The following is a 26,963-nucleotide window of genomic DNA, read 5'->3' as shown; positions in this document are numbered from 1 at the left end:
CTTCTCACATGACCTGACTATGAGAGGAGACATGACCATGCAGACGATTTACTACGGAGGAAATATTCATACTATGGAAGAGGAAAGTTCGATTGTCGAATCGATCTTGATCGAGGATGGATGGATTAAACGTAAGGGCGCGCTTCAGGAAATCGAGAAGGAAGCACATCCATTAGAGGTGGAAAAAGTGGATTTGAAAGGGAAAACGTTAATGCCTTCATTTATTGACCCTCACGGACACATCTCTTTTGTAGGTCCGGTTTCCCGAATGGCAGATTTGAGCGGCTGCGAAAATTTTGAAGATGTAAAGCGCGCGCTCAGACAATACATAAAGCAGCAGGAGGATGGACAAGGTGAAGTGATCATTGGGTTTGGATACGATCATACTATCCTGGAGGAGGGGCAGCATCCTACCAAGGAAATCCTGAACCAAGTTACAGATCAACCGGTATTTGTCTTTCATGCGTCGGCTCATATGGGCTGTGCCAACGACGCTCTTTTACAAATGGCAGGTGTAGATTCCCGAACGGAGGAAGTCGAAGGTGGAACCATTGGTCGAATGGCAGACAGTATGGAACCAAACGGATATGTGGAGGAAACAAGTCTTTCGTTGATTCAGCCGTATTTACAAAAAGGAATGGAACTTGATTATTTGAAGCTGGTGGAAGAAGGTCAGGACGTTTATATACGAAATGGGATAACGACTGTCCAGGATGGAGCCGCCTCTCTGCAATTCGTCGAGTTGTGTAAAGCTTTAGCTGAAGAGGAAAGGCTGCTCATTGATGTGGTATCCTACCCGCTCATGGACACAAATCCGAATGAGATTTTTACATCAAATCCTCTTTATGCGAAACAGTATCATAAACGCTTCAAACTCGGTGGATACAAAATGTTTTTGGACGGGTCTCCCCAGGGAAAAACAGCCTGGCTTACGGAACCATATGAAGGAGAGGAAACGTATAGAGGCAGTGCCTGGTACAGTGATGAGCAGGTGAAGCAGTTTACAAAACAGGCGGTGCAAGACAATGTCCAATTGTTAACCCACTGTAATGGAGATGCAGCAGCCGATCAATTGCTGAGAAGCTATAAAGCCTCTCTGGCAGAAACAGAACAACCTGAAACAAAAGCAAGGAGACCTGTTATGATCCACTGTCAGACCGTTCGTGACGATCAATTGGATGTAATGAAAGAAATCGGGATGATTCCCTCTATGTTTGTTGATCATACGTATTACTGGGGAGATGTCCACTTGAGAAACCTCGGGGAAGAGCGGGGAAACCGGATCAGTCCGGCTAAATCAGCCATAGATAAAGGTCTTCCTGTCAATTTTCACCAGGATGCCCCCGTCATTAAGCCGGATATGCTTCACACCATTTGGAGTGCGGTGAATCGAAAAACGAGGTCAGGTGTAACGATAGGGGTGGACCAACGCGTTTCTGTAAGGGAAGCTCTTCAAGCCGTTACGATTCATGCCGCCTATCAATATGGAGAAGAAGAGACAAAAGGAAGCCTTCAGGCAGGGAAGCTAGCTGATTTGGTCATCCTTGATCAGAGCCCGTTCCAAGTAGACCCCATTCAGATCAAGGAAATACAGATTGTAGAAACAATTAAGGAAGGACGCACCTTATACAAGAGGGAAGAAAAGTAAGGGAATCCATATGCTTTGTGAGCCTTGCCGTTTTCGTTTGAATAAAGCCGCCTGTCCAGGTGGGAAAGGCGTCAGGCTGTTATCCAGCTAGAGTTCTCCGCATGTCGTGTTGAGGGGACACGTTCCGCTTATCGGTGGATGCTTGCCGCGGGCACGGCGGCCTCACCTGACTTGGTCAAGAAAACCATTGGACCAAGTGGATCTTTGGCTCGCGCTGTTCCCACAGGCGTCACCACCGAACGCTCCTCGTGCCGACGTTAGAATATAGAGGAGAGAGATTGTGCACTAAGCAGGTTCGCAGATTCAAAAGAACGGCATGGGCTGCGCTATGGCCGCTTGCGTGGAAAAGAAAAAGAGAAAGAACAGGCGCTGATGACGGCTGGCTGCCGGAATATGACAAAGACTCTTCTCCATCCAGCAAAGGTGAGCTGGGTGAAGGAGAGTCTTTTTCGATGTTAAAGAACGCCCAAGGAGCGGTGCCCCTTCCACTCCTGCGGAAGAACGAGTGGTCCGAGATCGCCGAGCGTGGGTTTTGCGAGGAAGCTCGGGCGCTCGTCCGCTCGTCCGCGGAAAGGGAAGGGGCTTTCGCTCCTGGCGGCAAGAAAGAAAAAAGCTTGTAAAGAAACAGAGGTTTCTCTACAAGCTGCCGCCTGTCCAAGTAGAACAGGCGGTTTTTTTGCTTAAGCTTTCGTTTTATAAGATGTCATGTGATCCTGAAGGGTGTCATCACTGCCGAATAAGAAATGTTTCTTCATATCCGGAGAGTACGTAGAGTTTACTGCTGTACGTCCGACGGTTTCGGCTACTTCGCGAAGCATAGCCGGAGACGCTCCACAGCAGAGCCCCAGGTAGTTCACACCGATACTATGGGCTTCCTTAGCCCATTCCGCCAATTCATAGCGGTTCGTGTAGAGTGGGTCAAGTGATGTTGGGAACGTTGTTTCCGTTGGAAGGGTGCAGGCACAGCCACCGTCCGGCAGGTTGAAGAAAGTAGGGTGCTCCTCCGTTGTCCGGTAAGGGATTGGAAGGGCCCCTACATAACCGTCCACGGTGCTGCGGATTTTCTCTACGTACGGCTGCATCGTTGCCGGACCGCGGAAACAGTTCATACCTACAACAAGCGCCCCTTTTTCTTCCAGCAAACGGCAGGCTTCTTCAACTTCATAACCGTCCCGCAGAACATTTTCACCCATAAGACCGAAGGTGATGACAGCAGGGAGGTCCTGCTTTTGAATTTCTTCAAGAGCAATAAGAGCTTCTTCATAGTAGTAGAAGGTTTCACCGTTAACAAAATCTACACCTTCCTCTTTACACCATCCGATCATCTCTGCGAACATGCTCCTTGTTTTCTCAACAGATTCAGGATCATCCGGATTGAACAGGTTGGTATTGGAAACGTTCCCAGCGACAAGAGCTTCTTCCTCTGGATGCTCTTGAGCCACCTCTTTAGCCAGACGAACCGCCTGGCGGTTCAGCGGTTCTAAAAGATCCTCTTTGCCAATGATCCTCATTTTTTCACGGTGACCATTGTAGGTGAAAGCTAAAACAACGTCGGAGCCAGCAAGCATATAGTCGCGATAGGTCTGTTTGAGTGCCTCTGGGTTATCCAGCGCTACTTCCGGTACGAAGGATCCAGCTTGTAAATAGCCGCGTCGCTCCAGTTCAAACAAGTAACCTTCTCCACAAATGACGGGTCCATCTTGTAACCTCTGCTCTAATGATCGTTTCATTTCACAACAACCTCTCCATTTAGTATTGATCAAATATATTAGAAAGCTCATCCTTCTACAGGAATATGCTGACTCGCAGTTTATGAGGGAGATCTTTTCAACAGAAGAGGTGGTGTATATTTCCATTAAAAAAAGACCTCCTTTGATAAGGGGGCCTTCTATTTATCTAAGACTCCTTATCTTCAAGGCAGTAAGACTGCCTTCTGGATTTAGCACCGTGCCAATGGCTGGTTGCTGAGGTATCAAAGGGCCAGTCCCTACACCTCTCTGGATAAGTTCGTATGTAGTTTTTAAAGCAGCTGATCCGTTTGATCAACGTTTATCCTTTCGCTTGCGTTTTACAATACAGGAAAATATAGTGAGAATCAATAGAATTTTCGGAAAAAATCTACCGGTATTAAAAAATCGTGAAGAAGAAGGCTGCGCCGTTTCGACGATGATGGGAAAATGACCATAGACTTATAGATGGATGGATATTCTTCATTATGAAACTTTTTACAAGCCAATTCGTAGTCGATGAAAGAAGTTTCTAATGGAATAGTAAATAGGCAAGGGCTCCATTTTAACCGGAATGGTTTTTCGTCTTAAGGATTGAGTTAGGAAGTGAGTAATGAGTGGAGATTAGTAGAATGAACGTTTACGTTTATGCTTTATGAACCTTGGCAGACTGGGGAATTGACTGTGTAACCGCTGGGTTGAGCTCAGGGGCAGTGATTTAAGAGAAGACGGGAGGGATGAGGCGTACACCTGATATAACGACGGATGAGATCTCCTTTATCCTCCACTTAAGCATTTAGACATTTGCTCAGAAAGAACCTTGGAAGGATGGTATAAGGATTTCGACACAGGTGTTACAAATTAATGGTAACTTTGGAGAAATAGATTCAATTGAAGTGATGAAAGTGAATTCTCAAGGTGGGATAGGAGGGGAGCATGACAAAGCATTCCAAGCCACTCGCTTATTAGCTGAACTGGAGCCACTGATGCATCAGGACGAATGAAAGGATTTCATAATACATCACACGAAAAAAAGGGAGCACTATAAAAGTGTCTCCCTTTTCTTCGTTCAATGACAAGGGTCGATCCATTCGTTTACTCCGCCGTCTTGTTAACCTTTGTGATCTGCATAGGCTCCTCCTGCAGTGGAAGTCCTTTTTCGACACTTCCTACATCACATAGAGGAATGAAACTGGTTGTCCCAGGTACAAGGAGATCATCAATTTCAAGAACATAGTCTTCCAGTCCTCGATACCTGCCGACAAAAATCCCTGCTCCTTCTTCTACGAAAAAAGTGATTCCTATCGTATCTCCGCAGCGGAAACGGCTGGAGATGACATTAGCTAGTCCAGTAACACAGCAGCTGCATGTGATCACATCCACATCGGAATGACAATCCTTTTTACACGGTTTATGGTTCATACTATACACCTCCTAAACATCAAGATAGTTCATTCTATGACAGGATATGAACTATGGTATAGATGTATATCACAGTCTCTAAAAAGATAGAGAAGAAGATGGATCTTCTATTATTTTTACTATGGCAAGTGGAATTGCGATAGCCCGAGTTATACATGTAGGTGAAGCATGCCCCATTAGATTATGAAACGTAAACTTCGTTCTTTGCGGGAGGTAACCAAGATCGAGGTTTATTTCGTTTTCTATTCGGCTCAGGTTCCGGACAGAGGATGGCTTCCATGGCGGGGATAGGTTGGGATCTATGATAGGAGAGATAGGAAAGAAAGACTATTCAAGGGAAATAATTGAAAAGTCTTTCTTTTTATATAAGTGTTTAAAACTCATTTTTCAGCGGGAATCGGGGGAAAAGGTTATTCATGAAATGGATTGAAGTCAAAATAACAGCGGGGTGAAGGGATAATGAGTCCGGAACAAATAGGTTTTGCGCTATTATACATTGGTGTATTTCTTATCATCGGGAAGATTATCAGAGTAAAAGTGAAAATATTTCAGGATCTCTTTTTGCCGGCATCAATTATCGGCGGCTTTATTGCTTTATTATTAGGGCCGCAGGTGCTTGGTAAAATTGCATCTCTATTTGTATCAGAAGGGCATTTCTTAACGAACGGGATTATGACAGATACGATTATCCAGGTTTGGTCAGCCCTTCCAGGGTTAATGATTAACGTAGTTTTTGCTTCTCTCTTCTTGGGAGCGGCTATGCCTAAATTGAAAGATGTCTGGACATACGGCGGCCCACAGCTTGCTTTCGGCTGGGCCGTAGGGTGGGGACAGTATGTAATCGGCTTGTTAGTGGTACTGCTGATTCTTACACCGTTTTTCGATATTCCAGCGATGGCCGGTGCTCTTATTGAAGTGGCTTTTGAAGGAGGACACGGTACAGCTGCGGGAATGGCAAGTACATTCGAAGAGCTTGGTTTTTCAGAAGCCTTCGATTTAGCGATCGGCCTGGCCACCGTGGGTGTTTTATCAGGTGTCATCTTCGGTATTATTCTGATTAACTGGGCGGTCCGGAACAACAAGACCGAGGTCATCAAAGATGCTCATGGATTTTCTGAACTGCGGAAGAGTGGGATCATGGAATATCAGAATCGTGAACCTGCCGGGAAAATGACGCTCCGCCCTGAATCCATCGAGCCGTTATCCTTCCACCTCTCCATCATTATGGTCGCCATTCTGATCGGCTGGGGTATTTTACAGGGACTGATCGGACTTGAAAGCATTACGATTGCCAATTGGACAGGATCGAGCTTCATGACATACATTCCATTGTTTCCGGTTGCTATGTTCGGCGGCATTATCATTCAGATTTTCTTTAACAAAAATGATAAGTACAACTTGATTGATCGGAGAATGGTGAACCGCATCCAGGGGCTGGCTCTCGACTTGTTAATTATCTCAGCCATCGCAACGGTTTCCCTGGAAGTGATCGGAGACTATCTTGTGCCTTTCTTAATTTTGGCTGTGGCCGGGATTTCATGGAACCTCTTCAGCTTTATTTTCCTTGCTCCCAAGATCATTCCAAATTACTGGTTTGAACGTGGAATCGGAGATTTTGGTCAATCCATGGGTGTGACGGCAACGGGCCTTCTATTGATGCGTATCGTCGATCCGGACAACGAGTCCCCGGCATTTGAAGCTTTCGGCTATAAGCAGCTCGTTTATGAACCATTTTTAGGAGGTGGCCTCGTCACCGCACTTTCTGTCCCATTCATTGCCGGGGTCGGTCCGTGGGCAGGACTTATTCTCTCTTTATGCATGACGGCCCTGGGTATATTGGTCGGCATTTTCCATTTTGGGAAACAAAAGAACCAAGAGTAGACAAGGAAGCTGCTTAAACGCAGCTTCTTTTTTTCGTCGACAACGTTTGATACGTTCTAAAATAAGGAATCATTTACTAAATTTTGAAACTGGATGCCCCTGGTGTTCGTAGAGTCAGGAAAGAAGGAGAGGTGGAGGTTGTTTCATGATCAAAAAGGTTTCCATTGTCTTTGCTGTTCTTTTTTTTACTGCAGGATGCACATCTTCACAGTCTTCTTTGGACCATGAAGAAAATAACACAACGAAAGATGATGTATCGAAAGTGCTCACGCAGCTGTTCACAGGACCGGGAGAAGAGGTTAAGGAGTTGTATGAAGAAGGCAGTTATGAAAAGGTTCATGCCTATTATACGGAGCAGTTCGCACCCTATTTAACGGAGGATTATATGGATCAGGCGATGCAGACGAATCTGCTTACAAGGTATCACCAACAAGCGTACAGCAGCGAAGTGAAGATGGGAGTGGAAAATAAAGACATCCAGCAAAGCGACGTTGAAACAGGTTATATTTTTGATTACCAGGTGAATGTAGATAATGGCGAAACGGCTGATGTTCGTGGGAGAGTAAACACAAATGAAGATGGGGAAATCACTCGGATCTATTTTACGGAGGGCCAGGCATTGAGTCATGCTCTTGATACCGTAGAAAAAACATCGGAAGGATTATATGAGTATGACCATTCAAGTCTGGAGACCCGTTCTTCTGATGAATCGTTTCAGCCCCAATTCCCTCGAGTGATGCCTTATGAGGTGGATGGTGTCGAAATAAAAGCTGGAACGAAGGAAGATAAAGATACTCTTTTAACGTTTATTTTTCATGGTGAGTCAGGAGAATCCATGACATTGACCACGATGAAAGAGGGAGGCCTTTCATTGGAGGGCATGGAAACGGAAGAGGTTGCGGTTGGTGATGGGACAGGAAAGTATGCCGTGGATAACAACACAAAATATTTGAAATGGACGGCAGATTCTATCACCTATAAACTCGAAAGTCGTCTGGAGCAGTTATCTATAGGTACCCTCGTTTTAGTAGCGGAGTCTTTTGAATAAGTGGAAGGTGCATCCTGATCTTTTTATAACGCTCATGTCTATTTATGTGGAGGTTAAAGCGTTTTATAACCACAAGAGTACGCTGTTCCCTTCCAAGCATTAAAGAGGTGGTGCTGAAAAAATGAACAAGGACATCATGCTATGCCCTGACTGTGGCCGTAAACTCAAAGCGGGGTACATATTCTCTCCGCGGAAGATTTGCTGGTCAGAATCGCCTGATTCGATGGTTATGGATTTTGGCAGTGAGGTTCTGGTAGAAAGTGCTCTTCTTAAAGTAAGGAAGATTCCAGCTCACAGGTGTGAAGTCTGTCAAAAGGTGATATTCGGATATGAGCAGTAGAAATGATGGAGATGAACGGATTTTAAAAAGTCATCCTGAGAAAGAGGTGTAAAGGAAGGAACCTTGGATCGACGCAGTCTTTTCCTGACTGCTGGTTGGTCACCTTGATTGATTATCCTTCAAATTCGACAAACCATACGACATCCTTTGTCCCTTCTCCAACAAAATGGTTTAATGAAAGAAAGGAAAGGGTGGGAGAACTGTGAATATTCTCATAAGTGAAGTGATATGGCTGGAGGGCGTGGAGATTCTTGAGAATCAGGGTCACAAAGTAACATACGATAAAGAATGGTATAAGAACAGAAGAGAGCTGCTGGAGCATCTTCGGGACGCTGATGCGTTGATTGTGCGGAACCAGACCCAGGTGGATGAGGAGCTGCTGAGCCATGCACCAAATCTTAAGGTCATCGGCCGACTGGGCGTAGGTTTGGATAATATTGAACGGAACGAAGCGGAAAACCGTGGGATTTCTGTCATCTCAGCTAAAAACGCGAATGCCGTTTCCGTGGCGGAGTATGTGATGCAGGCAGTTCTCAGCGCCGGTCGCCCTCTTCATGAGGCCCACAAGAGTGTAACTGAAGGCAAGTGGGAAAGAAAGGTACATACCGGATTTGAAATAAGTGGAAAAACGCTCGGGTTCATTGGTCTGGGGGAGATTTCCCACAGGACAGCAAAACGGGCTAAGGCTTTCGGCATGAATGTGATCGGCTATGATCCTTTTCGTACTGAATATGATTATATGATTGACGAAACAGGCGTTGTGAAAAAAGAATGGGAAGACGTACTGAGGACGTCCGATTTTCTTTCCATTCACGTGCCATTAAATGCGGCTACGAAAAACCTTGTGGACAGAGAAGCCTTACAGATGATGAAACCTTCTGCCTGGGTCATCAATACCGCGAGGGGCGGCATTGTCGATGAAACTGCTCTGGCTGACACCTTACATGAAGGGCGTTTGGCAGGTGCTTTTCTAGATGTGTTGGAAAATGAACCTGCCCAACCTGAAAACCCTATCCTCCATGCACCGGGCGTTAGGCTGACTCCTCACATCGCCGGTTTAACAGAGGAATCGCAGAAGAGGATTTCTGTAATGATTGCGGCCGAAGTGAATAAGGAACTTCAAGGCACCCCTTCTTTGTGCCGTGTATAGTATTTAAGCTGTATTGACCACTTCTCTATCCTTCTGCTATAGTTTTACTAGTTATAAAGGGGAGTAGCTTTAACAGTAAAGTCATCGTGACAGAGTTTCCGCTCTCGGCTTTACTGGCGGCATACATGCTGCTGGCAGGACCTTTACCAATCAGGGTAAGGGTCTTTTTGTGTGCTTCTGTAAATGATACTGGAGCCTTTATCAGGAAGGGGAATAATACATGGAATCTATTTGGATTGAATACGGGTGGACCCTGTTAATTTTAATCGGCCTTGAAGGTTTGTTATCTGCGGATAATGCCCTTGTTCTCGCCGTGATAGCTAAACATCTGCCGGAGGATCAGAAAAAACGAGCCATCAATTATGGAATTATCGGAGCTTTTATTTTCCGTTTCAGTGCTTTATTTGCTATATCATTCATCGCCAGTGTATGGCAGGTGCAGGCTCTTGGTGCCGCCTACCTGATCTACCTTGGTTTGAAAAATATTTTATCGAGGGATAGTGACGATGAAGAAACAGCACAGGAAGGGAAAGGAAAGGGCTTCTGGCCGACGATCGTGAAAATCGGGTTTGCCGATTTGGTTTTCGCTATCGACTCCATCCTTGCAGCTGTGGCCCTGGCTCTTGCGCTTCCAGATTCACCGCTGCCAGTGATCGGAGGCATGGACGGTGGTCAATTTATCGTGGTTATAACAGCAGGTATTGCCGGTTTGGTTTTGATTAAATTCGCTGCTTCCTGGTTCGTGAAGCTTTTAGAAACACGTCCAAGTTTGGAGACGACGGCTTATCTAATTGTTGCCTGGGTCGGGGTGAAACTTGCTGTCATAACGTTATCCCATAAGGATGTCGGTATACTGGATGAACATTTCGCTCATGGTCTTGGGTGGACGGTGATCTTCTGGACCATTTTACTTGGTGTCGCTGTCGGTGGCTGGCTCCTGTCCGGTCGTGACCTGAACAAAGCGTACGAAAAAAAGGCTTCTTAATGAGAATGGATCCCATAGAAGGGGTCCATTTTTTGCATTATCGGACAATTCTTACTTGTTATAAACCTATTGCGGCCCTTTTTTTCAACTGGTATCATTTATCCTTTAGTTCGAAACGGTAGCACATGAAACAGTGGATGAAAAGGAAGAGGGGTTTCAACATGATAAATATCTTGTGGGGGTTAGGCGGCGTGAGTATCGTCTTCATTCTGGCCCTGCTATTTTCAACAAATAGAAAAGCGATTCGCTGGAGAACTGTTGGCGCAGGTCTTCTGCTTCAAGTTTCTTTTGCCTTCCTGGTTTTTGCAACCAGTGGAGGGCAGAAACTTCTCGGAGCCATGTCCTCCGGAGTAAGTAAGCTGATCGGATACACAGAGGAAGGAATCGGTTTCCTTTACGGACCGCTGATCAATCAGGAAGGGATGGGGATGCTGTTCGCCTTTCAAGTCCTGCCGACGATCATCTTCTTCAGTTCCTTGATTGCTGTATTGTATCACCTTGGCATTATGCAGATTGTCATAAAGCTGATCGGAGGATTCCTGTCTAAAGTTCTTGGCACGACGAAGGTGGAAAGCATCAATGCTGCAGGGAATATTTTTGTCGGACAGACAGAGGCTCCGTTATTGATCCGTCCATTTATATCCAAAATTTCCAAATCGGAATTATTTGCTGTTATGACTGGTGGATTCACATCTATAGCCGGGTCAACGCTTGTAGGATATACACTTCTGGGCATTAACGTAGAGTACCTGCTGGCCGCTTCTTTTATGGCTGCACCCGCGGCCCTTGTGATGGCTAAATTATTTCTTCCAGAGACTGAGCCGCGTTCAGAAGAGTTCTCTGATATCAATCCGGAAGACAGCGATACGTCGAACGTATTCGATGCTGTGGCAAACGGAGCGGTGACCGGTTTACGGCTGGCCTTGAATATCGGAGCGATCCTGCTCTCGTTCATTGCCCTTCTAGCCCTGTTGAACGGGATGGTCAGCTGGATCGGTGGTTTGCTCGGCTTTACGATTACCATCCAGCAGCTGCTTGGATATGTGCTGGCTCCTCTGGCTTTTGTGATTGGTGTCCCATGGGAAGAAGCTGTTAGAGCAGCTGGATTTATTGGGGAGAAAATCATGGCCAATGAATTTGTTGCGTTTTCCAGTCTTGGCGAAGCTAAAAATGAATTAAGTGCGAAGGCAGAGATAGTGACGACCTTTGCATTAACGGGCTTTGGCAGCCTGTCTGGTATCGGCGTACAGATCGGCGCCCTTGGCGGTCTTGCTCCTGACAGGAGGAAGGACGTAGCCAGCTTTGGTCTTAAAGCTGTTGTTGCCGCAACGCTGGCCAATTTCCTGTCAGCCAGCATTGCTGGAATGTTTCTTTTGTAAAACGAAAGCACCTGAGATCCTCGGGTGTTTTTTTGTGCGCTCTGTTCGAACATCCGTACGTTTATTTTTTTATGGAAAAGGCAAAGGATGAAGGACGACAGATCATAATTGGAGGAGAATCCGTGAAGAGAAGTCTTTTAATTATTCTTGCTGCTATAGATATCCTATACATGCTTACCATCATTTTCAGATACGATTTCACCTTTGAAGGGGTACTAAATCTATTGTTCGGCTTTGCCTTCGCTGCAGGCATCGTTGTTTCTGCTCTCTTCATATTCCAGGCTCAGTATAAAAAAGGGTTCCATCCCATATTGTCTATATTCGTACTGGCTATGAGTGCCGCTTCCTTAGCATGGCTCGCCTTTTTCAACTTTCTGGCAGACTTCATATCCTGAAGCATACCCGGGGGCGCTCCCCGGGTATTTTGCATGATCCGAGTGATGGGTATGTTTATAAAAGAAGAACGTTATCGTAAACCTTTCTTCCGGAAAGATAAATTTTCCCCTCCCGGGTACACTGGAAATACAAAGACTCCCGCTTCATAAAACCACAGAATACTCGGAATGGTTTAAAAATCAGGGTTGTTTTCGCTATAATAGAACCATAGACAAGAGAGGGTGTTGGTATGAATCCATTGGAAACACGAATGAAATTTCGAAATCAGGAGTTGACTGGAACAACTTCCGGCTTGTGCGAACAGTATATACAAACCAATCTGGTAACGCTCCCGAAAGCCTACGCTTTCGATTTTCTTTTATTCTGCATGAGAAACCCAAAACCATGCCCGGTTGTGGAAGTTATGGAAGCAGGGGTGACGAAGCCCTCTACCGCTGATGCGGACATCCGCACCGATCTCCCGCGCTATCGGATTTATAGAAATGGCTTCTTTTCAGAGGAAGTCCTGGATCTCAACGAAGTCTGGCAGGATGATTTTGTTACTTTTCTCATCGGATGTTCCTTTACCTTTGAACAAGCCCTTCTTGACGGGGGGATTCCTCTGCTGCATCAAGACCAGAACAAAGTCGTCCCAATGTTTGATACGAATATTCCCTTAAAAGAAGCAGGCATCTTCAAGGGAAATATGGTTGTAAGTATGCGTGCTGTTCCGAATCATTTAGTGGATCAGGCTTTGAAAATCTCCCACCAATTTGAATCTTCCCATGGTGAGCCTGTCCATATCGGTTCTCCGGAGCAGATCGGAATCGACGACATTCAACAACCGGATTATGGTGAAGCTGTTACATTTGACAGGGATGAAATGACACCGGTGTTCTGGGCATGCGGAGTAACTCCTCAGAATGCCGCCCTTCAGGCACAGCCTTCGATTATGATTACCCATGCGCCCGGACACATGCTTATTACAGACGAAAAAGATCCGAATTATTCCTGACGTGGGAAGGGGAGGTGTGTACAATGAAAAGGAAAGTGATTCTCGACTGTGATCCCGGTCATGATGATGCCATATCGATTATTTTAGCAGCTTCTCAAATAAGTCCGCTTCAAATAGAAGCAATAACGACAGTGGCTGGAAATGTAGAAGTGGAGAAATGTACATACAATGCTCTAAATGTCTGTGAAATGATAGGACTGGACGTTCCAGTGGCTGAGGGAGCAGCAAAACCTTTAAAAGGGGGTCGGGTGACGGCAGGGGATTTTCATGGCGAATCGGGGCTTGATGGTCCTGAACTCCCAACCATTCCGACAAAAGGGCCGGTTGAACAGCATGCGGTTGACTTGATTATTGAAAAAGCCCTTCAAACAGAACAGAAAATTACACTCGTCCCGACAGGTCCTTTGACAAATATTGCCTCAGCTCTCATCAAGGAGCCCGGAATTAAGAAGAATATTGAGGAAATCGTCTTGATGGGCGGGGGAACGTTCGGAAACTGGACACCAGCGGCCGAATTTAATATATGGGTGGATGCAGAAGCGGCGAAGCATGTATTCGAAAGCGGCATCCCGATTACGATGTTTGGTCTTGACGTGACACATCAAGCACTCGCAGACCGGAAAATTATGGACATGGTTGCAGCTGTCGATCACCCCGTTGCTCAATTTGTTTTTGAGCTTCTGGAATTTTTTTCGAAAACGTATAAGGATGTCTTTAACTTTGAAGCCGGACCCATTCATGACGCCTGTACAGCTATGTACCTTATAGAACCAGATATCTTTGAATGCAGGCATGTGCATGTGGACGTGGAGACTAGAGGAGAATATACCACGGGCATGACAAGTGTCGATCTCCTTGGTGTGACGAAAAAAGAACCGAATGTCCATTTCGCTGTTGATTTGGACAAGGAAAAGTTCTGGAATGTTTTTGAAAAAGCTTTGCGGTCCTACGGTGACTAACCGCTATATTTTCATAATTGCATTGAATATTCTGAAAAATAACCTTATCCTTAAGATAAGGTTATTTTTTGGCCTTAACATACTGACTGGTAGGTATTTCGAGGAGGAGGAGGAGTCCATGCAGTACGTTGAAACGGTAACAGGACCGATCAAGGCAGACAAGCTTGGGAAAACGTTGATTCACGAACACTTTTTCTTTGGGTATCCTGGTTTCCAAGGGGACCTGACCCTTGGAGGGTACGATTTTGAAGAGAAAAAACAGCAGGGCCTTAAAGTGGCCGAATTGATTCAAACGCAGGGGATTGAAACAGTCGTCGATCCTACCCCGAATGAATGCGGACGTCATGTTGAACTGCTCAGAGCCGTTTCTGAAGCAAGTGGCCTGAACATCATTTGTGCTACTGGTTATTACTATGAAGGGGAAGGGGCGACGCCTTATTTTAAGTTTCGTCAGCAGCTAGGAACAGCGGAAGAGGAAATCTATCAATTATTCAAAGCAGAAATAACCGAGGGGATTGAAGGGACCGGTATTAAACCGGGCATCATCAAGCTCGCTTCTAGCAAGGGCGAAATTACTGCATATGAGCGCATGTTTTTCCGGGCGGCGGTGAGGGTTCAGAAGGAAACCGGCGTCGTTCTTTTAACCCATACGCAGGAAGGAACGATGGGACCGGAACAGGCAGCATTTCTAATGGAAGAAGGAGCCGATCCTAAAAAAGTTGTGATCGGCCATATGTGTGGGACGACAGACATTACCGAACATCTGCAGGTGCTGAAGCACGGAGTCTATCTTGCGATGGATCGCTGGGGACTTCAGGGGATAGTCGGGGCTCCTGCGGATGAGGAGCGGACAATTGTTTTAAAGGCTCTTCTTGGGTCAGGGTATGAAGACCAGCTGTTTCTTTCGCATGATACAGTCAACGTCTGGTGGGGACGGGAACCAGTCATGCCTGAACCTCTGAAGGAACTCCTGAAAAATTGGAAGCCGGACTATTTATTCCAGCATGTTCTTCCTGGTCTACTGGAGGAAGGGGCCGTAACCAGCGGGCAGCTGGAGCAGATCTTTTCCAAAAACCCCGCCAGGCTTTTTGGACAAGCCTATGAACCCCAGCCGGAACAAACGCAGTCACAGGAAGAAAGGATTTAGATCAAGGAAGGATTATGGACCTGACGCAGTCAGGTCTTTTTTTGATGGATGAAGGAACCGCTTTCTAATGTCTGTTTTCTATCAAGAGCAGTGAATCATTAAGAAAATCATAGACTTTTCAAAGGAAGAGGGATAAAATCGAAGTTTAACAAACAGGTGATTGAGGGATATATAGCAGGGATTGTTTACAGATAGAGAGAAAGAGGAAGGTGTTTGAACAATGTTACAAAATCCTACAGGGAAAGAAAGAATCGGATTAGCGTTTCTGCTTGGAATGCTCGGAATTCTGGGTCCGCTGAATATTGATATGTATCTGCCGAGTTTTCCCGCCATCGCGTCTGACCTAAATACAAGTGCTTCATTGGTGCAGCTCAGTCTGACCGCCTGTCTTATTGGTCTGGCTGTTGGACAGATCGTCGTAGGTCCGATTAGTGATGCGCAGGGCAGAAAAAAGCCATTAACCATATTTCTGGCCTTATTCTCTATTGCTTCACTTTTAAGTGCACTGGCACCGAACATTACCATTCTTGTTATAGCAAGGTTTCTGCAGGGTTTTACTGCTTCAGCAGGAATCGTTCTCTCACGTGCCGTTGTGCGTGATGTTTTTACAGGACGCGAATTGACGAAGTTTTTTGCATTATTGATGGTTATTAATGCGACAGCTCCAATGATTGCTCCAATGACAGGAGGAGCGATTCTTCTTCTGCCGTTTTCAACATGGGAAACGATTTTCTTTTTCTTAAGTATTGTCGGAGCGGCTATTGTTTTGACGGTCATTGCGAAAATGCCGGAAACTCTTCCAAAGGAGAGAAGGATCCCAAGCTCTGTCAAAGAATCTATTTTGACGATTGGACGTCTGCTTAAAGATCGTTCCTTCATTGGGTACGCGTTGACCATCGGCTTTGTCCATGGCGGAAGCTTTGCGTATGTATCCGGAACACCGTTCGTTTATCAAGGTATTTATAACGTATCTCCTCAAGTCTTCAGTATCTTGTTTGGAATCAATGGACTTGCCATCATCACAGGGAGCTTTTTGATCGGCCGTCTCGGCGGAATCATCCATGAACGCAGCCTGCTGCGTACGGCTGTCCTGACAGCGGTAACCGCCACAGGGTTTCTCTTGGTAATGACTTGGATAGAGGGGCCGTTGTATTCCATCGTTACCCCTATTTTCATTTATATGACAGCGATGGGAATGGTGCTGACGAGTACCTTCACCCTTGCCATGGAGCATCAAGGCCACCGGGCAGGAAGCGCCAGTGCAGTTCTCGGTATGCTTCCGCTGTTGTTTGGAGCCGTTGTTTCGCCGCTCGTCGGTTTGGATGAAACGTCTGCTGTACCTATGGGGCTGATTTTATTCAGTACATCCTTTATTGGAGCGGTTCTTTTCTTTACACTCACAAGTAAACATCAGCACGCGTCTGCTTAAGACGGCGAAACACCTCTTGGATGAGTTTTCTTAATCACCATATGATGAATGCTGGTATGCAAAGAAGGCTTTTGGGAACAATAAGCGTCGGATCTTTGTTCACTCTATGAGCGGATGATTTCTCTACTGAAATGAGTTTTTGTAAAATGAAAAGGCAGTAAGTCATCAGCCGGACCCGGCTGTAAAAAAAGGAGAATAACTATGATTACCATTAATGCATTTCTAACAGCGAAAGAAGGGCGTGAGGAGGAACTGTTCAACGAATTGAAAAAAGTGATTGAGCCCTCCCGCAAGGAAGCGGGTTGTATTGATTACGTCCTTCACCGTTCTCTTGATGATGCTTCTGTATTCGCTTTTTATGAAACATGGAAGGACCAGGAAGCCCTGCAGATGCATATCGATTCTGACCATTATCAGGCCTATCGTGAAGCAACCAAAGATCTGACCTCCTCACGTGAAGTTCATAAATTGGAAAAAGTTCAATGAAACCGCCGTCTCCCGGCGGTTTTTTTATGGGCGGTTTCTTACATAAGTGCAGAAGGGCATAAGAGAAATCAACGAAAGAGCGGTCAAGGTTAAACCAATCATATAGACGGGGATTTGAATCCTTTCAGTTAAGACAAATGGATACAGGACTAAGGGTATAAAAGAACACAGGAAAACCATTCTCAACTTTATCCCGACCTTGCTTTCTCTATGGCATGAAGGACAGGTGCTTTGATGTTTCCGGACCGCCCACATCCGGGTGAACGTTTCCATGTAGGTCCACCGGCGGCCGCATGACGGACATGTCGGCATCGAACTCCCTCCTAAACGTTGGTTTGATAGATTGACAGATTCTCTTGTCTGTTTACCCTTTTTTATAAAGGAATATCGTAATCTGCTGTGAATAATCTAATCGATTCTACCTATCAAAACATTCTACGGCTTATGTTAAAATATAGGAAGTTTTCTATCAAATAGGAAACTGAATCTACTACATAGGAAGTGACTGCATGAGAAAGATTACAGTGATACTATTTGTGTTGATTCTGGGAGTATTCGCAGCCGCATGCTCAGAAGAATCATCTTCGGATCAACAGGAAAATAAAACAGAAACGGAAGAAGAAACGAAGGAAAAGGATGAAACAGAATCAGCTTCATCAGATGCCCAACATTCTGAACAACCATTTAAAGCCGTAGAGCCGGATGATTCAGCAGCTCCTGTAAGAGAAGGATTGACCGAAGAAGAATTAAACAACATGCCGTCTGCAGAGGCGCATGGGGGTGACCGGACCCGGATGGTGCCGGTGGGAGAAACACTTGTGAAAGGGGCTGAAGATGAAAGTTCAGGTCCTTTGAAGGATCATAGAATCGTTGCTTATTATGGGCACCCGGATTCTGAAAATATGGGAATCCTTGGGGAAATGGAACCCGACGCACTCATGGAAAAACTAAAGGAACAGACACAGGCCTTTTCCAACGCTGATCCTGAGCGACCGGCTGTTCCGATGATTGAGTTGATCAGTACGGTCGCGCAGCGCACGCCTGGTCCGGAAGGTAAATATTATCACCGCACCTCGCCTGAAGATATCGACCGTTACGCGGAACTCGCCGAGGAGAATGATGCTTTGTTGATGCTTGATGTTCAGCTGGGAACCGATTCTGTGATGAATCAGGTCAAGCTGTTGGAGAAATGGCTGAAACTCCCGTATGTCCATCTTGCCATCGATACGGAATTTCACGTGGCTGAAGGCGAAACGCCGGGAGTGAACCTAGGTCAGGTAGATGGAGCAGAAGTGCAGCAGGCGGTCGATTATTTATCGAAGTTGGTGGAGGAAAACGACCTGCCGGATAAAATGATCCTCGTCCACCAATTCATGGATGAAGCTCTGACAAACAAGGAAGCCATCACGCCGACAGATAACGTTGAAGTCGTTCTCAACTATGATGGGTGGGGGGATTCAGCGACTAAAATGTCTCTTTACCGTAAATTTGTGCGCAATGAAGCCGTCCAGTACGGTGGTTTTAAAATCTTTTACAACAAGGACGAACCGGTGATGAGTGCTGAAGATGTACTGAGGCTGGACCCAAACCCTGCGGTGATTAATTATCAATAGTAGATATGTAATACCCGGAGGAAATAGGGATACATCCTCGGCCTTATCGATGTTGGGGTCCATCACGTAAATGATAGAAAGAAGCACTCGGGAAATCACCACTAAGTCGGACGAGTAGAACGATTACTTAAAGCATATCCATGAAGCAATAAAAACAATAGGGATTCATTTTCAAGAGATGCAGAGATGCATCTCTTCTTTTCGTTTAGCTCTGTTAAAGTCTGTTGTTGATATTTTAAATGATTACTAAATCGTCTCCGTCTGGAATTAAGGGTCCGGTCCGTTATTTACTCAGAGCATGGGATGGCAGGGAAAACCGTCCGCTTTCCGCGGGGAACGATGAGCCTCCTCGAACTTCGTTCTCCGGGGTCTCACCTTGTTCCTTTTTCCCGCAGGAGTCTACCTGTTTTCCCTGCCATCCCTTTCGTAGTGGTGGAACGGACTTCGGTTATGTCCTTTCTAACCACCCTTCTTTGAAGAGGCGGCCTTGGGAATGGCGAGACTCCTGTGGGATGAAGGTACATCGTGAGACCCCGGAAGGCGCAGCCTGAGGAGGCTCACGGTACCCCACGGAAAGGGAGTCATTCCCAAGGCCGCCTCATACAAATCCCATGACAGAAAGGGGTGATCTGAGCTCACATGTTAAATAACAACACCAAGCAATAACAGAGCCTTTCGTTTAAATTCAAATGATTCCTTAATAGATGGGTTAAATGACCTGGTCTGCTATAGAAATATGGTACAAAAGCGGCTATTTGTGTTTTATTTGGAGGTAAAATCAGGAAAAAAGAGAAGTTCATCTATAAGAGACTTACTATAGTAAAGGAGGCTTTTTATGAAAAAAATAAAAACTTTATCGGCAGCCTGTGGGGCGGTCCTCCTCTCAGCGGGACTCCTTGCTCCAGTTTCAGCGGCTGCGAATCCCGGTACGCCGGTGAATCAGACGTATTCTGTGGAAGGGTTTATCAGCCATGAAGAATTAGGCCGGAAGCTGAACCAGATAGAGAAAAGCAGCCAAGGACAAGTGGATGTGAATACTGCTGGTTATTCCAATATGGGGAGAGAAATTTATACCGCTCGTGTAGGAGATGGAGATAAGGTAATGCTTGTTCAAAGTGAAATTCACGGGAACGAAAAGACAGGGACAGCCGCCCTGTTGAACATGCTTCAACAGCTGGGATCAAATGGTTCAAAGGAAATACGATCCATCCTGAATGAAGTAACTATTGTAGCTATGCCAATGGTGAATCCAGATGCTTCAGAACTTAATCGAAGAGGAAACGACCTTTCATGGAATGAAATCATTGAAGATTTCCCTCAGTTGGAAAATGCGTCCCCATCTTGGAATTACTATACATATACAAATCAATACTGGGACTATGAATCGAATCCCGGATTTGATGTAAACCGAGACTTTAATCCTGATTTAAACTACCAGCCGTCACCTGAAGATTTTCCAGGCGCTTCTTCCAAGCCAGGTTGGTTTATCACACCTGAAGCCCAAACGATACGGGACGTTTATAAAGGATTGATTAAAGAATTTGGTAAGGTGGATGTCTTTGTTGATCTTCATCACCAGGGCGAATACTTTGTAGAAGGGACAAAAGATAAAGTAACCCTGTCACTTTCAGGGAGTTTTGTGCCTGATCCTGCTTCGAAAGCGGGTGAAAAATACGAGGAATACGCAGACAGGTATGATGGGGATTTTTCCAAACAATTGAATGTAGCTGCTTATCGTGCGCTGCAGACAAGGGGGAATTCTCCTTTTGATCATATTTCCCTTTATCCTCAAGACCTGGATCTACCTGGAACGGCGCTTGGTTCATTTGCGCTTAATGGAAGTGGAACGGTGCTGTTTGAGGTGACGGGGCAGACACAGAGTTATGGTCAGAAGAAACGAGGGCAGCTCGTTAACGCTGTTGAAATGGGTGTTTATGGAATTTTAGAAGGTGTCGCATCCGGTGATGTGTACGCGATAGATGTAGAAACATATGAAGATATTCCAAATACAGAACGATAACGGACAACGGTTTTTCATTACAACCGTCAACCTGTCATCCAAGAGCATGGGATGACAGGTTTTTAATATTTACACGTGCTAAAGTAAAGGAGAAGGAAAGGGGGGAAGATGTGAAGGGCATTGAAACAATGCAGAAAGCACTTCAATATTTAGAAAGCCATTTGAAAAAGGATATTTCGGTGAAGGAAGCTGCCAGGGAGGCCTGTCTTTCTCCGTTTCAATTCCAAAGAACATTTCATCTTTTAACAGGTACAACGGTAATGGAATACATCAGAAGAAGAAGGTTGACACTTGCAGCCCTGGAGTTGAAGCAGGGGAACACCAGAGTCATAGATGCTGCGTATCGATATGGCTATGAATCACCGGAATCTTTTACCCGGGCCTTCCGAAAACAGCATGGATGCCCGCCGAGAGATATACGGCTTCCTGAAAGGAAGGTGACTGTTTATAATCCCCTCGTCATTCAAGTAACTATTAAAGGAGCTGAGCCGATGAAGTTTCATATTGAGGAAAAGGAAGGGTTTAAGGCTGTTGGAGTGAAAAGGGAAATATCCTGTCTGCACGGGGAAAACCTAAAGAAGATCCCTGAGATGTGGGTGGAATTAAATACGGATGGCACGGTTGAGGAAATCGCAGCAGTGAATAACGGACCGGTCAGAGGGATTCTGGGGATATGTGAAGACCGGTCGGATGAAAAAGAAGGTGTCATTGATTACTCGATTGCTGCAGCCAGTGTGAACGAAGTTCCTGCCTCTATGACCTCCATCTCTATTCCAAAAGCTGTTTGGGCTGTATTTGAAGTGAAAGGTCCAATGCCTCAGGCGATGCAGGAGAAGTGGGAACGCATCTATTCCGAATGGTTTCCTTCAAGCAGGTACACCCAGGCCCCCGGGCCCGAACTCGAAGTCTACCCTGAAGGAAATCCCTACAGTAACGATTACTCTTCTGAGATTTGGATTCCCGTACAAAAGTGAGGGAAGTAAGCACAATTCATTCTCGAATTGTGCTTTTTTTTGTTGGGAAAAGGATTTTTCTGTTCCCAGAGAGAAGTAAAAGGTAAAGGAAGAGTATGGATCTTGAGAGGAGCAGACGAATGAAAACAGCAACGAATTTCTTTATGCGGGAGATTACATCAGAGGACTGGGAAGCGGTCCACAGCTATGCGTCCATTTCTGACGTCTGTCGTTTTCAGGCATGGGGCCCGAATTCAGAGAGGGAAACAAAACTTTACATAGAGCAGGTCCTTTCCGATACGAGCGTGGAGGACCCGACCAGATATGTTTGGGGGCTGGCGGATATTGAAGAAGGTCACTTGATCGGAGCTGCTGAAATGAATATTTTGGATAAGGAAAATGAAATCGGCCGGATCTCTTATGTGATCCATCCCGGGTACTGGGGACGCGGCATCGCTACACAGGCCGCGGAGCAGATGATTTCCTACGGATTTCAAAACTTGACCCTCCATAGAATTGAGGCTGTCTGTGATCCACGCAACGCCGCAGCCATCCGTGTTTTGGAAAAGAACGGAATGGAAAAGGAAGGACGGATGAGAGGGCATTTGAAACTCGATCAAGGCTGGCGGGATTCCTACTTGTACAGCATCCTTGTGACGGATGCTCTTTATCGGTGAAGGTATAACCTAAACAGAGGAGGAAGTAATATGACCACCCCGGTCAAAAATGAAATCGGGACCGTTTTTATCCCTGTCCATGATATAGAAAAATCCCGTGACTGGTACTGCCGCCTATTAGGTGTACCCAATGACGGTGAAATCGTCCATGACCACTTGTATATCCTGCCGATGAAGGGTACTGGAGCGGTTTTGGACAGCCGGATGTATGAACCCGGCAAAACATTTGATACTCCGGTTTTTCATTTGAATACGACAGATATAGAAGCTGCTTATGATTTTATGATGTGTCATAACTTCAATGTCGTGACAGAAATTCAGCATCACCACTATTTTAATTTCAAGGATCCAGATGGCAATCTGCTGATGATCTGTCAATGTTGATTTTGGATGCATCTGAAAAGAGGAGGTTCGGTAAATGGAGAAGCAAAACCGACTTGTCCATATGCTTTCTATTAAGTATCCCATCATACAGGCGGGAATGGCAGGTGGAGTCACGACTCCGTCCCTTATAGCAGAAGTGTCGAACCATGGAGGTCTCGGTACACTCGGCGGTGGCTATATGCACCCTGAGGAATTGAGATCGGCCATTAAGAATATCAAAGAAAAAACCAGCAGGGCATTTGCTGTGAACCTGTTTGTGCCAGAATATCCCGATGTAAGTGGAGAAGAGGTGACAGCCGCCCGTAAGGCGCTGAAACCCTACTATGATAAATTGGCTGTACACGAACGTCAGGACCCCTTTCTTGATGTGGAATTGTTTGAACAGCAGATCAATGTCGTATTGGAAGAAAAAATACGAGTCGTAAGCTTTACATTCGGTCTCCCTTCAGGAAGAGTGATGAAAGCATTGAAACATTCAGGTGTGATCACAATAGGAACAGCAACAACCGTTGAAGAAGCTGTTTTGAATGAAATGAAAGGCCTGGATATCGTCGTTGCTCAGGGAAGTGAAGCAGGCGGGCACAGAGGCTCTTTCCTGCAGAGTTTTGAAAAAAGTATGATCGGTCTCTTTTCACTCATTCCCCAGGTCGTAGATGCGGTGAAGGTTCCAGTTATTGGAGCGGGCGGAATCATGGATGGCCGTGGTTTTTCGGCTGCTCTGTCCCTTGGCGCTGAAGGGGTCCAGATGGGAACCGCCTTCGTAACAAGCCGGGAGAGTGGAGCCCATGAGTTGCATAAGGAGATGATCCAAAAGGCCAGAGAAGATGAAATGACATTAACCAGCGCCTTCAGCGGAAAGCCGGCCCGGGGCATCCGTAACACTTTTACAAAATCGTTGAGCAGACATGAGGACCTGCTCCCATACCCTTTGCAAAACCAGATGACAAAAGCGATCAGACAGGCTTCCGCAGCCGAAGGAAACCCGGAATACATGTCCCTCTGGTCGGGGCAGAGCCCAAGGCTCAGCAGAGACACTTCAGCTGGAGAAGTAATCAGCGATCTTGTATCCTATGTTGAAGAACATCGGGTGCTGCCCATCACCTGGTCATCTACATAAGGAAGAGCAGGTGAACATACGCACAGTTTACAGAATAAGGGGAGGTTGCGGGAGGAATGGCACCAAAGCACATCATATCGGCAGCGACGGTCATATTGAATGAAGAAGGAAGATTTGTACTGATTCAAGGGCCGAAGCGGGGCTGGGAGATTCCCGGTGGGCAGGTGGAGGAAGGAGAATCCTTAACGGCAGCTGCTGTCAGGGAGGCTGAAGAGGAATGTGGATTGAAGATTGAAGTGATCCGGTTCTGCGGCATTTTTCAAAACGTTGATCGGTCTATCTGTAATGCCCTTTTCATTGGAAAAGTGATTGGAGGAGAATTGAAAACGACAGAAGAGGCTCTTGATGTTGGTTTTTTCAATTTGGAAGAGGCTGAAAAACTTGTCACATGGACGAATTTCCTGGAAAGGATTCAGGCGTGTCTTGATGAAAAGAATCAGCCCTTTTTACGTGAATGGTAAAGTGAAGAACCCGGGCGTTAAGAAGCCCGGGTTCTTGTTATGAATGGGAATGGTTAATGAAAAAGCCTGCAGGGAAACATGAGGTTTCTCTGCAGGCGGATGGTAAAACAATTCGATTATGCTTTAATAAGGAGCTTCCTGATAGGCTTTATCTGCTGCTGCCGGCAGTCGGTGATACAGCGGATAAACTCTTGTATAAGCCAGTTGGATCACGGGACCGAGAAACAGCATAGGGGCCAGTGTTCCAATTCCCACAGGTCCTCCAATAAGGAAGGCCAGAGAGGTCATGATGACCGCTACAATCGTCTGACCTGCCTGAAGGCTTAATTGGAAACGTTCACTGACAGCAAGGAAAAGCTGATCGACAGGCGCTCTCGGGAATTCCGGCAGAATGTAGATGGCTACACCAATACCGATAATGATGACACCGGCAAGCAGAGTCAAGACTTTAACGAAGAACGGGGCAGCCGTCAAGTTTACACTTGCAAAGACGATTTCAAGCCAGAAGTCCAAGATGAGACTTTCCAGAAATACAGGGATGACCGCCCGGACTTCAGGCATCGATTTCATGAGCTTTGCATTGATAAAGATAATAATCAGCTGAAAAGCCCCGTACCAGAAACCGACCGTAAATCCGAGGTGGTCAGAGACCCCGATGAAAAATGACGTCCAGAATCCAGCTCCCAGTGTGGCATTGATAAGCAGCGCAACACCGAAGAAGTTAATAAGCATACCGGTCAGATAGACGATTGAACGGTAAAGCATACATGTTCCTCCCTTCCTTTTCCAAATGAAAATGCACAGCACTCTCTAAATTTCTCACCACATTTTATTAGGGTGGAAGAGGGGGTGTCAATCATAAAATTTTGGAAGAGGAAGAGAAGTGGCTGCGTTCTTGTGAACGTCTTAAAAAAAGTCCGGAACTCAAAATTCGGACTCATCTTTAAAACCCTTCTGTTTCTGCAGCAGTGGAGGAGTGTGAGCTCGTTCCGGAATTGCAGAGGATACTCCCGCACCTGCTGCCTCTGACATTTAAAATGAAAAAAGGAGGTATTCTGTTGGACAGAATACCTCCTTTTTTTGCCGTGTGTTCGAAAGCTGCTGAAAAGGATGCAGCCTTTTTCCATTAAAAGACCTTCGTCGTCCAGTCTTCGCAATTCCATACATCCGTTACGATATCCTGGTAAAATTCTGGTTCGTGTGAAATGAGCAGAACGCTGCCCTTATATTCTTTAAGGGCTCTTTTCAGCTCATCTTTTGCATCCACATCCAGGTGATTGGTCGGCTCGTCAAGAACGAGAAGGTTGGTTTCTTTATTGATCAGCTTGCAGAGGCGGACTTTTGCTTTTTCTCCACCACTGAGCACCTGGACTTTGCTCTCAATGTGTTTTCTAGTCAGTCCGCACTTAGCGAGGGCGGCGCGTACTTCATACTGGGTGAAGTGCCGGAACTCTTCCCAGACTTCTTCAATGCAGGTGCGGCTTCCGACATCGGTCAGCTCCTGTTCGAAGTATCCGATGTGCAGGTGTTCCCCAAGTTCCACGGATCCGGAGACAGGTTGAATTTCCCCGAGAATACTTTTCAGCAAGGTCGTCTTACCGATTCCGTTTGCCCCGGAGAGGGCTATTTTCTGGCCGCGTTCCATAGATAAATTCAAAGGACGGGACAGAGGCTCGTCGTAGCCGATGACGAGGTCTTCGGTCTCAAATAGATACTTTCCTGGTGTACGGGCCTGCTTGAATTGGAAGCTCGGTTTCGGTTTTTCTTTATCCAGTTCGATGACATCCATCTTATCCAGCTTTTTCTGGCGGCTCATCGCCATTTTACTTGTAGCGGCATTCGCTTTATTACGGGCCACGAAATCCTTGAGGTTGGCGATTTCCTTCTGCTGTTTTTTATAAGCGGCCTCCAGCTGTTGTTTCTTCATTTCGTATACTCTTTGAAATTCCTCATAATCTCCCGGATAACGGGTCAGCTCCTGGTTTTCCATGTGATAAATCAAATTGACCACACTGTTCAGGAAGGGAATGTCGTGAGAGATGAGGATAAAGGCATTCTCATACTGCTGCAGGTAAGTGCGCAGCCATTCAATATGCTCGACGTCCAAGTAGTTGGTCGGCTCATCCAGAAGCAGGATATCCGGTTTTTCCAGCAGCAGCTTGGCAAGCAGCACTTTCGTTCTCTGACCACCACTCAAGTCGTGAACATCCCTCTCAAGGCCGATATCATCCAGCCCGATGCCATTGGCGACTTCATCCACCTTTGCATCAATGGTGTAAAAATCATTGTTGGTCAGCATATCCTGAATACTTCCGGTTTCCTCTAAGAGGGTTTCCAGTTCTTCCGGGGAGACTTCTCCCATTTTTGCGAAGAGGTCGTTCATTTCCTGTTCCATATCAAATAAATACTGAAAAGCTGTTCTCAGCACGTCACGGATGGTCATGCCCTTGGCAAGGTCTGCGTGTTGGTCAAGGTAACCAATCCGGATCCGCTTGGACCAGGTGATGGAACCTGCATCCGGTTCAAGTTTTCCAGTAATGATATTCATAAACGTTGATTTACCTTCGCCATTGGCACCGATCAACCCGATGTGCTCCCCTTTTAAAAGACGGAAGGACACATCCTCAAAAATCGCACGGTCACCAAAGCCGTGGCTCAGGTTTTTTACTGTTAGTAAACTCATAGTCGTAAACACCTTTTTTCCTTGTAGTAAAATTGCTCTTACTCATTATAAAGGGGATGGCCGT

General features: G+C 46.0%; 25 protein-coding genes, 1 pseudogene and 1 riboswitch. Of the genes and pseudogenes, 22 read left to right on the top strand and 4 right to left on the bottom strand.

The features are described 5' to 3' along the window. Positions 1 to 37 precede the first annotated feature (37 nt). Both QMA39_RS05625 and QMA39_RS05620 read left to right on the top strand, forming a co-directional pair. Entirely contained in the window at positions 38 to 1,648 is a 1,611-nt protein-coding gene (locus QMA39_RS05625) for an amidohydrolase (RefSeq protein ID WP_281658169.1), read from the top strand. 294 nt (positions 1,649 to 1,942) lie between these two features. Next, positions 1,943 to 2,107, top strand: a pseudogene (locus QMA39_RS05620) (IS5/IS1182 family transposase); the annotation flags it as partial. A gap of 221 nt (positions 2,108 to 2,328) precedes the next feature. Here QMA39_RS05620 and QMA39_RS05615 read toward each other — a convergent pair. Further along, positions 2,329 to 3,378, bottom strand: a complete 1,050-nt coding sequence (locus QMA39_RS05615) for a homocysteine S-methyltransferase family protein (RefSeq protein WP_206935859.1) — start codon at positions 3,376 to 3,378, stop codon at positions 2,329 to 2,331. A gap of 173 nt (positions 3,379 to 3,551) precedes the next feature. Further along, positions 3,552 to 3,656: riboswitch (SAM riboswitch) on the bottom strand. A gap of 570 nt (positions 3,657 to 4,226) precedes the next feature. Here QMA39_RS05615 and QMA39_RS05610 point away from each other — a divergent pair. Next, entirely contained in the window at positions 4,227 to 4,379 is a 153-nt protein-coding gene (locus QMA39_RS05610; protein ID WP_281658168.1) for a hypothetical protein, read from the top strand. A gap of 91 nt (positions 4,380 to 4,470) precedes the next feature. On the opposite strand, the gene QMA39_RS05605 is transcribed toward QMA39_RS05610, so the two are convergent. Then, positions 4,471 to 4,797 (bottom strand): hypothetical protein, encoded by a 327-nt coding sequence (locus QMA39_RS05605; protein WP_281658167.1) that lies wholly within the window; start codon positions 4,795 to 4,797, stop codon positions 4,471 to 4,473. A gap of 459 nt (positions 4,798 to 5,256) precedes the next feature. Here QMA39_RS05605 and QMA39_RS05600 point away from each other — a divergent pair, with 459 nt between their 5' ends. The 19 genes from QMA39_RS05600 to QMA39_RS05510 all read left to right on the top strand — a co-directional run bounded on the left by QMA39_RS05600 (position 5,257) and on the right by QMA39_RS05510 (position 24,216). Further along, a complete protein-coding gene (locus tag QMA39_RS05600) occupies positions 5,257 to 6,678 on the top strand; it encodes a sodium/glutamate symporter (protein WP_281658166.1) in 1,422 nt (473 codons plus the stop codon). Positions 6,679 to 6,823: 145 nt separating this feature from the next. Beyond that, positions 6,824 to 7,726: a DUF4367 domain-containing protein gene (locus tag QMA39_RS05595; protein WP_281658165.1), complete on the top strand. Its 903-nt coding sequence runs from the start codon at positions 6,824 to 6,826 to the stop codon at positions 7,724 to 7,726. Positions 7,727 to 7,847: 121 nt separating this feature from the next. After that, positions 7,848 to 8,066, top strand: a complete 219-nt coding sequence (locus QMA39_RS05590) for a PF20097 family protein (RefSeq protein ID WP_348646590.1) — start codon at positions 7,848 to 7,850, stop codon at positions 8,064 to 8,066. Positions 8,067 to 8,268: 202 nt separating this feature from the next. Further along, positions 8,269 to 9,216: a hydroxyacid dehydrogenase gene (locus tag QMA39_RS05585; RefSeq protein ID WP_281658164.1), complete on the top strand. Its 948-nt coding sequence runs from the start codon at positions 8,269 to 8,271 to the stop codon at positions 9,214 to 9,216. 220 nt (positions 9,217 to 9,436) lie between these two features. Continuing rightward, complete coding sequence (locus QMA39_RS05580; protein WP_281658163.1) at positions 9,437 to 10,201, top strand: TerC family protein; 765 nt, start codon at positions 9,437 to 9,439, stop codon at positions 10,199 to 10,201. Between the two features lie 164 nt (positions 10,202 to 10,365). Continuing rightward, positions 10,366 to 11,580, top strand: coding sequence for a NupC/NupG family nucleoside CNT transporter (locus QMA39_RS05575; protein ID WP_281658383.1), 1,215 nt, complete (start codon positions 10,366 to 10,368; stop codon positions 11,578 to 11,580). A gap of 122 nt (positions 11,581 to 11,702) precedes the next feature. Further along, positions 11,703 to 11,975, top strand: a complete 273-nt coding sequence (locus QMA39_RS05570) for a hypothetical protein (RefSeq protein WP_281658162.1) — start codon at positions 11,703 to 11,705, stop codon at positions 11,973 to 11,975. A 230-nt stretch (positions 11,976 to 12,205) separates the two neighbouring features. After that, the gene (locus tag QMA39_RS05565; RefSeq protein WP_206935839.1) at positions 12,206 to 12,970 is read left to right on the top strand and encodes a putative hydro-lyase; all 765 of its coding nucleotides are present in this window, start codon (positions 12,206 to 12,208) and stop codon (positions 12,968 to 12,970) included. A gap of 23 nt (positions 12,971 to 12,993) precedes the next feature. Next, entirely contained in the window at positions 12,994 to 13,929 is a 936-nt protein-coding gene (locus QMA39_RS05560) for a nucleoside hydrolase (protein ID WP_027954608.1), read from the top strand. Between the two features lie 118 nt (positions 13,930 to 14,047). Continuing rightward, complete coding sequence (locus tag QMA39_RS05555) at positions 14,048 to 15,076, top strand: phosphotriesterase-related protein (protein WP_206935835.1); 1,029 nt, start codon at positions 14,048 to 14,050, stop codon at positions 15,074 to 15,076. Positions 15,077 to 15,296: 220 nt separating this feature from the next. Further along, positions 15,297 to 16,505: a Bcr/CflA family efflux MFS transporter gene (locus QMA39_RS05550; protein ID WP_206935833.1), complete on the top strand. Its 1,209-nt coding sequence runs from the start codon at positions 15,297 to 15,299 to the stop codon at positions 16,503 to 16,505. 201 nt (positions 16,506 to 16,706) lie between these two features. Further along, positions 16,707 to 16,991, top strand: a complete 285-nt coding sequence (locus QMA39_RS05545; protein WP_206935831.1) for a putative quinol monooxygenase — start codon at positions 16,707 to 16,709, stop codon at positions 16,989 to 16,991. A 509-nt stretch (positions 16,992 to 17,500) separates the two neighbouring features. Beyond that, positions 17,501 to 18,604 (top strand): hypothetical protein, encoded by a 1,104-nt coding sequence (locus QMA39_RS05540; RefSeq protein ID WP_281658161.1) that lies wholly within the window; start codon positions 17,501 to 17,503, stop codon positions 18,602 to 18,604. An 835-nt stretch (positions 18,605 to 19,439) separates the two neighbouring features. Next, on the top strand, positions 19,440 to 20,624 hold the full coding sequence (locus QMA39_RS05535; protein WP_206932972.1) for a M14 family zinc carboxypeptidase: 1,185 nt from the start codon (positions 19,440 to 19,442) through the stop codon (positions 20,622 to 20,624). Positions 20,625 to 20,734: 110 nt separating this feature from the next. Continuing rightward, a complete protein-coding gene (locus tag QMA39_RS05530; protein ID WP_156896456.1) occupies positions 20,735 to 21,598 on the top strand; it encodes an AraC family transcriptional regulator in 864 nt (287 codons plus the stop codon). 119 nt (positions 21,599 to 21,717) lie between these two features. Further along, positions 21,718 to 22,254, top strand: a complete 537-nt coding sequence (locus tag QMA39_RS05525) for a GNAT family N-acetyltransferase (protein ID WP_027954602.1) — start codon at positions 21,718 to 21,720, stop codon at positions 22,252 to 22,254. Between the two features lie 30 nt (positions 22,255 to 22,284). Beyond that, positions 22,285 to 22,638, top strand: coding sequence for a VOC family protein (locus QMA39_RS05520; protein WP_206932971.1), 354 nt, complete (start codon positions 22,285 to 22,287; stop codon positions 22,636 to 22,638). Positions 22,639 to 22,672: 34 nt separating this feature from the next. Beyond that, entirely contained in the window at positions 22,673 to 23,755 is a 1,083-nt protein-coding gene (locus tag QMA39_RS05515; RefSeq protein ID WP_206932970.1) for a nitronate monooxygenase family protein, read from the top strand. A 56-nt stretch (positions 23,756 to 23,811) separates the two neighbouring features. Then, a complete protein-coding gene (locus tag QMA39_RS05510) occupies positions 23,812 to 24,216 on the top strand; it encodes an NUDIX domain-containing protein (protein WP_206932968.1) in 405 nt (134 codons plus the stop codon). A gap of 123 nt (positions 24,217 to 24,339) precedes the next feature. Here the strand turns inward: QMA39_RS05510 and QMA39_RS05505 are convergent, their stop codons facing one another. Both QMA39_RS05505 and QMA39_RS05500 read right to left on the bottom strand, forming a co-directional pair. Continuing rightward, the gene (locus QMA39_RS05505) at positions 24,340 to 24,981 is read right to left on the bottom strand and encodes a hypothetical protein (protein WP_281658160.1); all 642 of its coding nucleotides are present in this window, start codon (positions 24,979 to 24,981) and stop codon (positions 24,340 to 24,342) included. Between the two features lie 361 nt (positions 24,982 to 25,342). Continuing rightward, on the bottom strand, positions 25,343 to 26,899 hold the full coding sequence (locus QMA39_RS05500) for an ABC-F family ATP-binding cassette domain-containing protein (RefSeq protein WP_281658159.1): 1,557 nt from the start codon (positions 26,897 to 26,899) through the stop codon (positions 25,343 to 25,345). Positions 26,900 to 26,963: the final 64 nt, after the last annotated feature.

The sequence above is a fragment of the Halobacillus sp. Cin3 genome (assembly GCF_947311855.1).
Classification (GTDB): domain Bacteria; phylum Bacillota; class Bacilli; order Bacillales; family Halobacillaceae; genus Halobacillus; species Halobacillus kuroshimensis.
The sequence above is the reverse complement of the archived record's forward strand: the minus strand, read 5'-3'. Positions and strand labels throughout refer to the sequence as shown.

Coding starts and splice junctions, on each gene's coding strand:
- QMA39_RS05625 (WP_281658169.1), top strand. CDS start 38: ATGCAGACGATTTACTACGGAGGAAATATTCATACTATGGAAGAGGAA.
- QMA39_RS05615 (WP_206935859.1), bottom strand. CDS start 3,378: ATGAAACGATCATTAGAGCAGAGGTTACAAGATGGACCCGTCATTTGT.
- QMA39_RS05605 (WP_281658167.1), bottom strand. CDS start 4,797: ATGAACCATAAACCGTGTAAAAAGGATTGTCATTCCGATGTGGATGTG.
- QMA39_RS05600 (WP_281658166.1), top strand. CDS start 5,257: ATGAGTCCGGAACAAATAGGTTTTGCGCTATTATACATTGGTGTATTT.
- QMA39_RS05595 (WP_281658165.1), top strand. CDS start 6,824: ATGATCAAAAAGGTTTCCATTGTCTTTGCTGTTCTTTTTTTTACTGCA.
- QMA39_RS05590 (WP_348646590.1), top strand. CDS start 7,848: ATGAACAAGGACATCATGCTATGCCCTGACTGTGGCCGTAAACTCAAA.
- QMA39_RS05580 (WP_281658163.1), top strand. CDS start 9,437: ATGGAATCTATTTGGATTGAATACGGGTGGACCCTGTTAATTTTAATC.
- QMA39_RS05565 (WP_206935839.1), top strand. CDS start 12,206: ATGAATCCATTGGAAACACGAATGAAATTTCGAAATCAGGAGTTGACT.
- QMA39_RS05560 (WP_027954608.1), top strand. CDS start 12,994: ATGAAAAGGAAAGTGATTCTCGACTGTGATCCCGGTCATGATGATGCC.
- QMA39_RS05555 (WP_206935835.1), top strand. CDS start 14,048: ATGCAGTACGTTGAAACGGTAACAGGACCGATCAAGGCAGACAAGCTT.
- QMA39_RS05550 (WP_206935833.1), top strand. CDS start 15,297: ATGTTACAAAATCCTACAGGGAAAGAAAGAATCGGATTAGCGTTTCTG.
- QMA39_RS05545 (WP_206935831.1), top strand. CDS start 16,707: ATGATTACCATTAATGCATTTCTAACAGCGAAAGAAGGGCGTGAGGAG.
- QMA39_RS05540 (WP_281658161.1), top strand. CDS start 17,501: ATGAGAAAGATTACAGTGATACTATTTGTGTTGATTCTGGGAGTATTC.
- QMA39_RS05535 (WP_206932972.1), top strand. CDS start 19,440: ATGAAAAAAATAAAAACTTTATCGGCAGCCTGTGGGGCGGTCCTCCTC.
- QMA39_RS05525 (WP_027954602.1), top strand. CDS start 21,718: ATGAAAACAGCAACGAATTTCTTTATGCGGGAGATTACATCAGAGGAC.
- QMA39_RS05520 (WP_206932971.1), top strand. CDS start 22,285: ATGACCACCCCGGTCAAAAATGAAATCGGGACCGTTTTTATCCCTGTC.
- QMA39_RS05515 (WP_206932970.1), top strand. CDS start 22,673: ATGGAGAAGCAAAACCGACTTGTCCATATGCTTTCTATTAAGTATCCC.
- QMA39_RS05510 (WP_206932968.1), top strand. CDS start 23,812: ATGGCACCAAAGCACATCATATCGGCAGCGACGGTCATATTGAATGAA.
- QMA39_RS05505 (WP_281658160.1), bottom strand. CDS start 24,981: ATGCTTTACCGTTCAATCGTCTATCTGACCGGTATGCTTATTAACTTC.
- QMA39_RS05500 (WP_281658159.1), bottom strand. CDS start 26,899: ATGAGTTTACTAACAGTAAAAAACCTGAGCCACGGCTTTGGTGACCGT.